Source organism: Paraferrimonas sp. SM1919 (assembly GCF_010993985.1).
Lineage (GTDB): Bacteria > Pseudomonadota > Gammaproteobacteria > Enterobacterales > Shewanellaceae > SM1919.
The window spans coordinates 1-8771 of record NZ_WINH01000041.1 but is presented as its reverse complement, the minus strand read 5'-3'; the positions used below and the strand labels follow the sequence as shown (position 1 = coordinate 8771).

Annotated in this window: 11 protein-coding genes; 5 read left to right on the top strand and 6 right to left on the bottom strand. The window is 43.2% G+C overall.

Features of this window, described 5'->3' with window-relative positions:
- Positions 1-314 precede the first annotated feature (314 nt).
- Positions 315-701 carry a VOC family protein gene (locus GFB48_RS16955; protein ID WP_163938594.1) on the top strand — a complete coding sequence of 129 codons (387 nt, stop codon included), beginning with the start codon at positions 315-317 and terminating at the stop codon, positions 699-701.
- Between the two features lie 107 nt (positions 702-808).
- On the opposite strand, the gene ccmE is transcribed toward GFB48_RS16955, so the two are convergent.
- From ccmE to ccmA, 5 genes are read right to left on the bottom strand one after another with little or no spacing between them, the layout of a single operon-like run.
- Complete coding sequence (ccmE, locus tag GFB48_RS16950) at positions 809-1285, bottom strand: cytochrome c maturation protein CcmE (protein ID WP_163938591.1); 477 nt, start codon at positions 1283-1285, stop codon at positions 809-811.
- On the bottom strand, positions 1275-1481 hold the full coding sequence (gene ccmD / locus GFB48_RS16945) for a heme exporter protein CcmD (protein ID WP_163938588.1): 207 nt from the start codon (positions 1479-1481) through the stop codon (positions 1275-1277). The genes ccmE and ccmD overlap by 11 nt, the downstream gene beginning before the upstream one ends.
- Position 1482: 1 nt before the next feature.
- Positions 1483-2229 carry a heme ABC transporter permease gene (locus GFB48_RS16940; protein WP_163938586.1) on the bottom strand — a complete coding sequence of 249 codons (747 nt, stop codon included), beginning with the start codon at positions 2227-2229 and terminating at the stop codon, positions 1483-1485.
- Position 2230: 1 nt separating this feature from the next.
- Positions 2231-2917: a heme exporter protein CcmB gene (gene ccmB, locus GFB48_RS16935; protein WP_163938597.1), complete on the bottom strand. Its 687-nt coding sequence runs from the start codon at positions 2915-2917 to the stop codon at positions 2231-2233.
- Between the two features lie 11 nt (positions 2918-2928).
- Positions 2929-3570: a cytochrome c biogenesis heme-transporting ATPase CcmA gene (ccmA, locus tag GFB48_RS16930; protein ID WP_163938583.1), complete on the bottom strand. Its 642-nt coding sequence runs from the start codon at positions 3568-3570 to the stop codon at positions 2929-2931.
- Between the two features lie 266 nt (positions 3571-3836).
- Here ccmA and GFB48_RS16925 point away from each other — a divergent pair, with 266 nt between their 5' ends.
- Positions 3837-4133 (top strand): cytochrome c5 family protein, encoded by a 297-nt coding sequence (locus tag GFB48_RS16925; protein ID WP_163938580.1) that lies wholly within the window; start codon positions 3837-3839, stop codon positions 4131-4133.
- Positions 4134-4214: 81 nt separating this feature from the next.
- Here the strand turns inward: GFB48_RS16925 and ccmI are convergent, their stop codons facing one another.
- Positions 4215-5423 carry a c-type cytochrome biogenesis protein CcmI gene (gene ccmI / locus GFB48_RS16920; RefSeq protein WP_163938577.1) on the bottom strand — a complete coding sequence of 403 codons (1209 nt, stop codon included), beginning with the start codon at positions 5421-5423 and terminating at the stop codon, positions 4215-4217.
- Between the two features lie 217 nt (positions 5424-5640).
- On the opposite strand from ccmI, the gene GFB48_RS16915 reads away from it, so the two are divergent.
- From GFB48_RS16915 to nrfF, 3 genes are read left to right on the top strand one after another with little or no spacing between them, the layout of a single operon-like run.
- Entirely contained in the window at positions 5641-7578 is a 1938-nt protein-coding gene (locus GFB48_RS16915; RefSeq protein ID WP_163938574.1) for a heme lyase CcmF/NrfE family subunit, read from the top strand.
- A complete protein-coding gene (locus tag GFB48_RS16910; protein ID WP_163938571.1) occupies positions 7578-8114 on the top strand; it encodes a DsbE family thiol:disulfide interchange protein in 537 nt (178 codons plus the stop codon). Before GFB48_RS16915 ends, GFB48_RS16910 begins: the two co-directional genes overlap by 1 nt.
- Positions 8115-8116: 2 nt before the next feature.
- The gene (gene nrfF / locus GFB48_RS16905) at positions 8117-8572 is read left to right on the top strand and encodes a heme lyase NrfEFG subunit NrfF (RefSeq protein ID WP_163938568.1); all 456 of its coding nucleotides are present in this window, start codon (positions 8117-8119) and stop codon (positions 8570-8572) included.
- The last annotated feature ends 199 nt before the right edge of the window (positions 8573-8771 follow it).

The following is an 8771-nucleotide window of genomic DNA, read 5'->3' as shown; positions in this document are numbered from 1 at the left end:
AGTTGATTAAGGAACTAAATTTAAAGGTGTAACCTATGTCCCCGAACAAAGTGTTTACTATGTCCCCGGTCTATACAAACAGCTGCCTCCCCTAACAACCCCTGAGCCGCCCCTTACTTTGCTTAACCAGAATTTTTCATTCGTCACTACGCTGACGGCTAGATTCGCCATCCATGGCCTAAACAGCTATTCCTCAATCAAATTCTTCGCAAAGTCAGAGGGGAAATTGAGTAGCGATTCGTGAATGGCATTGTGGGTGATTTTCTTTATTGTTATGGTTCAAATGAATTAGCGGATGATTACAAGGATGAGAAATGGAGCTTAATCAGGTTACTTTGCCGGTAAGGGATATGGACGCGGCGGTGGCGTTTTATTTAACGCTGGGGTTTACTCAGATTGTGGCAACGGCGCATTATGCTCGGTTTGTTTGTCCTGATGGCGGTTCTAGCTTTTCCCTAGCCCTTGAGGAGGGGGAATTTCAAAATTCTGCGGTCATTTATTTTGAGCACCAGGATTTAGATACTTTATGTAAAGTGCTAGCAGAGAAAGGTATTGAGTTTGAACAGATGCCCCAAGATCAGCGTTATTTATGGCGAGAAGCCATTTTAAAGGATCCCTCTGGCAATAAAATTAAACTCTATTGGGCTGGGGAAAACCGCCTAAACCCACCATGGAAAGTTTTAATAAAGGCAGAAGAATAGTCGCTTATCGCTGCACACTCGTAGGGCGGAGCCCGTTCTCGTATCTCGCAGCGAAGCGCCCTCGCTCTCCTAAGATCAAAAAAGGAAGCTTGCGCTTCCTTTTGGTTTTATTCTTGTTCGGCCGAGTAATCTAGCTTCTTGTGCTTCTTACCCATGGCCTCGGCCACTTCTGGTGGCATGTATTCTTCGTCGTGTTTGGCGAGTACTTCACTGGCTTCAACGGTATAGTTTTCTTGCAGTACACCTTGAGCAACGATGCCTTGGCCTTCTCGGAAAAGGTCTGGCAGTAAATCGTCATAGGTGACGGTGATTTCAGTGCCAGTGCCGTCATGTACCTTAAAGGTAACCAGTAGGCTATTAGGGTCACGTACAAGAGAACCGTTACTGACCATGCCACCAATACGGATACGTTGGCCAATCACGGGTTTTTCGCCTGAGTCTTCCTTACCGTGAACGATTTCGCTTGGGGTAAAGAATAGGTCCATATTGGAGTTCAGGGCGTAAATGACGCTAGTCACCATCGCACCAACACCTAATACCAGCAAGCTGGCAAACGCTAAGCGTTTTTTACGTCTAGGATTCATTTTTTTTCTCTCTAAATGCTTTGAGTTTTTGCTGCTGTTGCTGTTTTTTAGCAATAGCCACTAATGTTCTTTTTTTCTGGGTAACGCTGTGGCCAATTAATACAATGATTAATGCGGCGCTAATACCAAAGGCTGACCATACATACGCGGCATAGCCACCCATGGCGATAAAATCTGAAAAACTTTCAAAGGCCATGTTATTTCTCTAGTTGCTTTTGAGCCAGTTCTTTTACCCATGGGCGCATGGCGCTACGGGCAAGAATCTCGTTTCTAAATCTAATTAGAGTCAAGGTGGTAAACAGTAAGCTAAAGCCCAGCATATTGGTTAATAGCGGGTATAGCATTTCACTGGCCATGGTCGACTCTTCAGTGATTTTAATGGTTGATGGCTGGTGCAACGAATTCCACCAATCTACTGACCACTTAATAATAGGAATGTTTACTACGCCCACTAGGGTCAGAATACCAGCGGCACGGGCAGCCACGGTTTTATCTTCAATGGCGTTATAAAGACTAATTACCCCTAGGTATAAGAACAGTAAAATCAGCTCTGAAGTTAAACGTGCATCCCATACCCACCAGGTGCCCCACATCGGTTTACCCCAAATTGAGCCTGTTAATAGGGCGATGGCGGTAAACACCGCACCAATAGGCGCCATGGCTGACGCGGCCCAACCCGATTGCTTAAACTGCCACACTAACCCAGCGAACGAGGCAATGGCCATGGATACGTAAATCATCATAGATAACGATGCCGCTGGCACATGGATATAAACAATTCTAAAGCTGTCACCCTGTTGGTAATCGGTTGGCGCGAAACCTAGACCCCAAATTGTACCTATGGTGATCAAGGTGGCGGCAAAAGTCGCAAACCATGGGATTAGCTTACCGGCTAAACGGTAGCTATTTTCTGGGTTGGCGTAAGGATGTAACCACTTCCACATTTTAATTAGTACTCACACGTAAAGAGGCTCCAATGGCGATAGGAGCTAAAGTTAATGATGTTGCTAAAAGTGCGCTTATGATAGCAAGGTGACCATCATAAGCCATATTCAAACTGGCTGCATTAATTGCGCTAGTAGAGAAAATTAATACCGGAATATAAAGGGGTAAGATCAATAAACTCAATAATACCCCGCCTTTTTTCAAGGCTACGGTAAGGGCCACGCCAATGGCACCAACCAGACTTAAAATGGGTGTGCCTAATAATAAGGTCAGCATTAATGCGCCATAGGCATTGTCGGGCAGATTAAGCAGCAACGCTAACAGTGGCGACAGTAGGATCACCGGCAACCCTGTGATCAGCCAATGGGCAAACACCTTGGCAAAAATGATCAGGGTTAATGGTTGCGGCGATAGTAGCATTTGCTCGAGGGAGCCATCATCGAAGTCCGCTTTGAATAGCCTTTCCAATGACAGCATGGCGCTGAGTACCGCCGCAACCCAAATAATGCCAGCAGCAATTTTGGCTAGGGTATTAAGGTCTGGGCCAATACCGAGCGGGAAGAGCGTGATCACTATGATGAAAAACAGCAGCGGATTAAAAATATCGCCCTTATTTTTAAAGGCAATTTTTAAATCACGCGCCAAAACCACAGCAAAGGTGCGGCTATAGCTAAATTGTCTTTTAATTGGTTGAGTCATTAAAAGCGATATTCCAAAGTAATGTTTTTATAGTTGGGTTGGTCGGCCAGCATTAGGTCTTGGTGGGTGGTAATAATGATCGCCCCGCCGTTACTGGTGTGCTCTAACATTTTTTGCTCAAGCTCTTTTACGCCCTGTTTATCAATGGCGGTAAAAGGTTCGTCCAAAATCCAAATGTGACAATCTGAGTGCCACAGTCTGGCCAGCGCCGTACGTTTATGTTGACCTGCGGATAATTTAGCCGCTTCAAAGTGCTCAAAACCTGCTAAGTTAACCTGTTCTAATGCGGTTTCTGAATCCACATTTTGGTAACCGTCTAATGCTAGGGCAAAGTCCAAGTTATCAATGGCGCTTAGTTCAGCTTTAACGCCGTTAAGGTGACCAATATAAAGCATGTCGGCTTGGTAATCTTCCCAGGCTTTTTTAATAGGACTTTGTTTATAAAGTACCTTACCTTCATAGGGCTGTGATAGCCCGGCTAAAATTCGCAGTAAACTGGATTTACCAGAACCATTCGGACCTTCAATTTGTAAAATGTCACCGGCATTTAATTCAAAATCCAGTTGATCAAATAGCACCCTATCTTCCCTGATGCAGGTTAGAGAGTCTGCAGATAACAATGTTGTTTGGCTATTTGGCACTAGGCTTCTCTAGAATTCATTACTTGGGGATATGTTATCACAGATTAAGTAGTGGTGCAGTTGCTTAACTGGGGGATTTTTACCCTAGCTATACACCTCTTTGGGGGTACAACACTACCTGAAATCAAGTTTCTTAGGTGTAAAAAGGGTGAGTTTTCCGTTCATTTATAGTAAGGTTTGGCCGTCTTTAAATATATAGAGTTAAAGACCTTTGTGTATAAAACAGATTGCAGCGCAGCGTTGCATGATTGTATGGGAATTAAAAGATGAAAAAATTAGTGTTAGCTGCAGCGGCAGCAATGACTCTATCTACTTCTGTATTAGCTCAAGACGGCGCTGCTGTTTATGCTAAAGCATGTCAAGTTTGTCACTCTATGGGTGTTGCCGGTGCTCCAAAAATGGGCGATGCTGCTGCATGGGAACCACGTCTAGCTCAAGGTCTAGATGCACTAGTGGCTTCTGTTAAAGCTGGTAAGGGTGCTATGCCTGCTGGTGGTATGTGCATGGATTGTAATGACGAAGATTACAAAAATGCTATCAAACACATGAGCGGCGCTAAGTAATTTTATTTTCTTTAATTAGAAAGTAATAAAAAACCCAAGCTAACAGCTTGGGTTTTTTGTATGCTTTTGTTGATTCTCGAGTTAATCGACAACCTTATCTATCACCAAATTAACTGTCGCAGTTTCACTGATCTCAACCGCAGCGATGCTACCAGTCATATCACCACTTAGGGCTCTTACATCTCCGCTTTTAGATAAAGTGGCGTTAATGTCTGCAAGCTTGAGCATACTGATCTTATTTTGCTCCATCATGGCGTAGTTATCGTCCAGCTTAACGGTAATCGGTAACTGGGAAACGGTTAACTTCATTGCGGCTGCCGGTGGGCCGCCTGCGCCACTATTGCGGGCGAATAGGAAAATTGCATCGTCTGGGCTTACTTGAGCGAGTAACTCTGGCGCAATAGATAAGTTCACTGTTACACCCAGTGGTGATTTTGGCTCTAAAGCTTGCTTAGCACGGCTAATGGCAAACTCAATAGCATCATTATCAATATCTTCACGCTTTAACTCTAAAATGGTTTGCCAAGCAATAATGGCAATCTGGTATTCACCACGTTGGAAAGCGTCCATCGCGATTAGCAATAAAGTTGAAACTTCTTTAGGGTCAATCGCTAATGCCTGTTCAATAACGGGTTTTACTTCTTCCGTGATCATTTGACCATTCAGCTGGTATAGGGCAGTAGCTTTTGCACCTAAGACTTCAGCCACTTGCCCTTGCAGGCTAATGGTTTTATCGAATGCTGATACGGCATCTTGAAAACGCTGGGCATTTAAGTAGGCATGGCCTAAGTTGTACCAAAGGTTGGCACTTTCGGGGGCACCTTGTAGCTCTTGCTCCATTAACTTGATCTCAGCCTGTAAGCGTTCGGCAGGGGGCATCGAAGCCATTTTTGCTTGATGCATTAAGCGCTCAGATTGTTGATATTGGCCTTGATACAAATAAAAGCCTAAGGAACAGCTAATTAAAATTGCAGAAAGTATCACAGGCGTCATTAGACCTTTAGCTTCGGCTATTTCAGATAACGATTGATCCGTTTCACCATCTAGGTCTTGCAACAAAGTAAGCTTGAGCTCTTGTTTTAACTGTTCAAATTGTGCTTCAGTGATCTCTTCGGATTCTAATTCACGTTCTGCGGCAGCGACTTTCTCTTTATATAAAGCAATATTGGCTTGCTTGCGAACACCTTGTTGCTCTTGTTCTAACATGGTGCGCTGACGTAGGTGTGGAACCCAGATCAAAAGTAATCCGAGTAATAAGATAAAGGCAATTAATATCCAAAGAGTAAGCATAATAATTCTGTGATTGCTGAAGTTGGCTCTATTTTACCCATATTGGACAATGCAAGATAGCGAAAGTTAGTACCCTTAGCCAAAGTTTGTCCAAAAAGCTAAAGACAAGCTATGCCCCAAAGATTAGAATATACACAATCAAACTTTGACTTAGGAGTAGAAATCAATTTTTCAGCTCCTATTGGCAGTTATTACAATTTTCTCGAGGTAGTTGGGGATGATCCCAGAACTTGGACATTTTTCTTTAATTGTTAGCTTTGCTTTTGCATTAATGCTAGCCGTCGTTCCCCTAATAGGAGTGGCCCAAAAAGACCACTATTTAGTTAGATTGGCAAAACCACTAAGTTATGGTGCCTTTGTTTTTGCCTTAATTTCTATCTGTACTTTAGGCTATAGCTTTAGCATTGATGACTTCTCAATTGCTTATGTTGCCAACCATTCTAATTCGCAATTGCCAACATTTTTTAAAATAGCGGCTGTTTGGGGTGGGCATGAAGGTTCGCTACTTTTGTGGGTATTTGCTTTATCTACTTGGATAGCGGCGATCAGCTATTTCAGTAGAGATATTGAAGATATTTTTATTGCACGCGTATTATCGGTGATGGGGATGGTCTTAGTGGGCTTCGCGCTATTTACACTATTAACCTCGAACCCGTTTGACCGTTTAGTGCCAGCAGCAATGGAAGGTCGTGATCTAAATCCCATGTTGCAAGATGTCGGTTTAATCTTCCACCCACCAATGTTGTATTTGGGCTATGTAGGCTTCTCGGTAAGCTTTTCTTTTGCTATCGCAGCATTAATGAGTGGCCGACTTGATTCAGCTTGGGCACGATGGAGCCGTCCATGGACTTTAGCTGCATGGATTTTCCTTACTGGTGGTATCGCATTGGGTTCTTGGTGGGCTTATTACGAACTTGGCTGGGGTGGCTGGTGGTTTTGGGATCCAGTAGAAAACGCTTCATTTATGCCTTGGTTAGTCGGTACAGCATTGTTGCACTCATTAGCGGTGACAGAAAAGCGCGGTACTTTCCGTAACTGGACAGTATTACTGTCGATCTTTGCATTCTCGTTAAGCTTGCTCGGGACTTTCTTAGTACGTTCGGGCGTGATCACTTCGGTGCATTCATTTGCATCTGATCCAAGCCGTGGTTTGTTTATTCTTGGTTTACTGGCGATTGCCGTAGGTGGTTCGTTAACGTTGTTTGCGCTTAAGGCCAGTGAGTTACGTAACCCTGCCAAGTTTGAGCTGTATTCCAAGGAAACCATGATGCTGCTGTGTAACCTAATGTTGACCGTAGCTTGTTTCACCGTATTACTGGGTACCCTATACCCACTTCTCGTTGATGCTTTGGGCATGGGTAAAATTTCGGTAGGTCCCCCTTACTTTAATACGGTATTTGTCCCTATTGTTTTGGTGATGTTTATCTTTATGGGGCTGGCTCCGAGTATTCGTTGGAAGAAAGGTAAAACTACAGAAATAATCAATAAACTGGTGATTCCTTTAAGCGCCGCTTTTATTACTGCCTTTATTATTGATTTTGCTTTAGCTGACGCCCTAAACCTGTGGGTGGTATTTGGTTTTGCAATGGCCATTTGGATAGCCGTCTCGATTTTTCAAGAGATTGCTGCTCAACACAGCAAAATTGGCTTAGCTAAAATCAGCCTCAGTCAGTGGGGCATGTATATTGCCCATATGGGGATTGCCGTATCTATTGTGGGTGTCACCATGGTAGAAAACTTTTCTGAAGAAAAGAGTGCACGTATGGGCCCAGGCTTATCTTCAGAAATTGCTGGCTACAAGTTTGACTACATCGAAACTAAAGATGTTATCGGCCCTAACTATAAAGCCAAACAGGGACAAATCATTGTTAGCTATGAAGGTGAGCAGGTAGCGTTATTGCAGCCAGAGCGTCGTGAATATAATGTACAAACCATGGGTATGGCCGAAGCAGGGATTGATTGGGGTTTCTTCCGTGATCTCTATGTGACTATGGGCGATCCAATTCCCAACAGTGATCATTATGCAGTTCGCGTGAACTACAAACCGTTTGTACGTTGGATCTGGATTGGCGGCATCTTTATGATGATCGGTGGTATTCTAGCGGCGGCAGACAAGCGCTTTAAGAAAAAGAAAATGATAAAAGGTGCAGCATAATGAAAAAAGCATTATTGTTTTTACCACTGTTGGTGTTTGTGGCATTAGCGGGTTTTTTATTTAGGGGCTTATACCTCAAACCTGCCGAATTAGAATCGGCTTTAATTAATAAGCCAGTGCCGAGCTTTAGCTTAACCTCTTTACATCAGTCCGATGTAGTGGTTACTGAAAAAGACTTGATAGGCGAAGTTGCGCTACTGAATGTATGGGGTACTTGGTGCCCTGCATGTAAGTTTGAGCACCCGTTTTTGATGAAGCTGGCAGAGCAGAACGTATTACCGATTCACGGTATTAACTACCGTGATAACCGTGATGCCGCAGTGCTTGAGTTAAAGCACGAAGGTAATCCATATAAGCTAAATATTTTTGATAGCCATGGTCGCCTCGGTTTGGATTTAGGGGTATATGGTGCTCCAGAGACATTCCTGATCGATGCAAAAGGGATTGTCCGCTATCGTTTTGCAGGACCGATCGATCAAAAAATTTGGCTGGAAGAGTTTTTACCTAGAATTGAGAAAATTAAAGCAGAGGGTTAATCATGAAATACTTAGTTAGCCTAGTACTTGTTGTTGCTTCGGCATTAGTAAATGCAACACCGGTTGATACCTTTGAGTTCTCAACCATAGAAAAACAAAAGATAGCTTTAAAACTAGCGGCAGAACTTCGTTGTCCTCAATGCCAAAATCAAAATTTGATAGATTCGAACTCACCGGTAGCAAAAGATTTACGCCTTGAAGTTTACCAAATGGTTGAACTAGGTAAATCAGAGGCGGAAGTGATTGAGTTTATGACCGCTCGTTATGGTGACTTTGTTCTCTATAAACCAAAGCTTGATGAGCGTACTTATATATTGTGGCTAGCCCCTGGAGTCATTGCGCTGTTATGCTTGATTTTTATCGCAGCCTTTGCCCGCAGGACAAAACAAGCAAATAAGCAACAACAAGTGATGTCCGAAGCAGAACAGCAAAAATTAAAACAACTATTGGATGATTAACAGACAGCAACTGTCGTTATGAAATTAAAGCCGCGTATAACGCGGCTTTTTTACTGGGACTAAGTTTAAGCTTTAACAAGCTAACAAATAGTGTAAATAACCACCAGATCAAGCCCAGAAAAGTGATCTAACCACGCCTAAGTTTATTTCTTAGCCGATCAAAGATCTTTTTTTCAAAAAGGGGTTGCGTAAATAAATC